The organism is Prevotella heparinolytica (assembly GCF_004342845.1).
Taxonomy (GTDB): domain Bacteria; phylum Bacteroidota; class Bacteroidia; order Bacteroidales; family Bacteroidaceae; genus Bacteroides; species Bacteroides heparinolyticus.
The window spans coordinates 1-1,785 of the sequence record NZ_SLXB01000059.1 but is presented as its reverse complement, the minus strand read 5'-3'; the positions used below and the strand labels follow the sequence as shown (position 1 = coordinate 1,785).

Genomic DNA, 1,785 nt, shown 5'->3' with positions numbered 1-1,785 from the left:
CCTCAGCAGCCGCAAGTCTCGTTCCGCATCCATAAAGTCACGACTTGTATATCCCATTGTATTTACGTATAAAGTGAAACGTGATACTCTCGGCTTTTTCGACTGGCTTCGCCGGTATCGGGTTCCTACGGCTTTCAGCCGCAGGAGAATAAAGCCAATGAAACAAATGAAGCCGACACGGTCGCTTCGCTCCCTTTTATTCTTGGGTTGCCCGCACCGAGTAGCCGCGGCTCCGTTCGGCCTTGTACTGCGTGTACACGCTGTTCGGGTAGAAGATCATGATCCATCCGTAGTACGTGTTGTACGGCCCCGCCGTCCAGTAGTGGGCGATGCTCCCTACGCTGGTGGACACTGCGTTATAGTTCCACCGATGGCCCGACGCAGGGAAAAAGACGGAAGTAGTCTTGCTTGGATCACAATAAAAGTTCCAACCTTCGTTCCATGTGCCATTTGTTCCTGTTATAGTAAATCCCGTGAATACATTACTCGGAGGAAGTTTATACCCCACAGGCGAAGGGTCGTAGATGGTCTTTACTACGAGATTGTCGTTGGCTGAGGTAGTGTTATTGTTCGCATCCCATAGGTTATAATATAGGCCGTCCATGGAAGAGTTGATACTGAACGTGCCGGGTTCCGTGATACCGCGAGTGATACAAGCGCTGCCGGTAGAAAAGTTTTGGAAGGCAGGAAGCTCGTTGGTGTGGGTTGTTCCCGATACATCATACCATGTCTTGTTGATGCTTTTCGAGTTTCCGTCCGGATCTTCAAATGCCCCCACGAACGGGTCTTTCCGTCCCCACTGGTAATAAGTTTGATTCCAAGTCTCTGTAATGGTATGCGCCTTTTGCTTTACAGTGAATGTCTTTGGGTCAGCCGATGTGTACCCTGCTGTGGGCTTCTGCTTGAAGCGTACCTGCACGGTGCGCTCGGCATATGCCACCTCTTTTCCGTCGCACCAGCCGAGGTTGAGGGTCATAATCTTGTATTTCTTGTTCTGGTGGTTGGTGATCTCCTTGTCGGGTGTGGTTGTCCCTGTTGCGCCCGGCTTGTAGTCCGTCACCCAGATGTGCCAGCTCCACAGCACGGTGTTCGAGGCGTCGCGCACCGCTGCCACGGCATTGCCTTGGCAGATGGTGGCCTGCCCCACGGTAAACTCGAGGAAATGGCCGTCGGAAGATAGCGCCACGTCGGTCACCAAGTTCAGCGCATCCTGCCAAATGAGCGTGCAGCTTGCCGGTGTACAATTGGTATTGTTGTAGATGTACGGGTCGATAATACCTACTCCCCGGTGGTTGATAAACGGTTTAAGCACATTGCCCCCGCTTGCAGTGGAGGTGTAGGCAGATTCATTCCATCCCGGATTTGGGCCTCCGGGCACTTTGACATAATCCACCGCATTGCCATACACCAAGGGTAGCTTATACCGCCCCGGCGCATTCACAATGTAGCAGTTTGCCGTGCGCATGGGTGCGTTGTTTCCCTGATAGTCGTGCGTGGACAGGTCGTATATATTAGTATTCGTCCCGTCGTTCACCGGAGTAGCGTTCTTCAATGCTACAGTGTGTGGATTGTCAGGTGTGCTGTTCACCTGCGCCGCCACCGTGGCGGTATACGATGCCGCCGAAGTGCCTCCCGCTTCGTTTTCGGTGAATGCCGTCAGCCACTCCGGTTTGTTTTTATTCCAGGTTGCCCCGTCCTCGGAGAACTCCACCTCCCAGGGGATGGGCACGACCTTGTCCACCCCTCCGCCCGATACCGTGGCGTAGCTCTTTACCGTGTAGCTAT

General features: G+C 53.4%; 1 pseudogene. It reads right to left on the bottom strand.

The features are described 5' to 3' along the window. Window positions 1-196: 196 nt before the first annotated feature. A pseudogene (locus EV202_RS15140) lies at window positions 197-1,785 on the bottom strand (fimbrillin family protein); the annotation flags it as partial.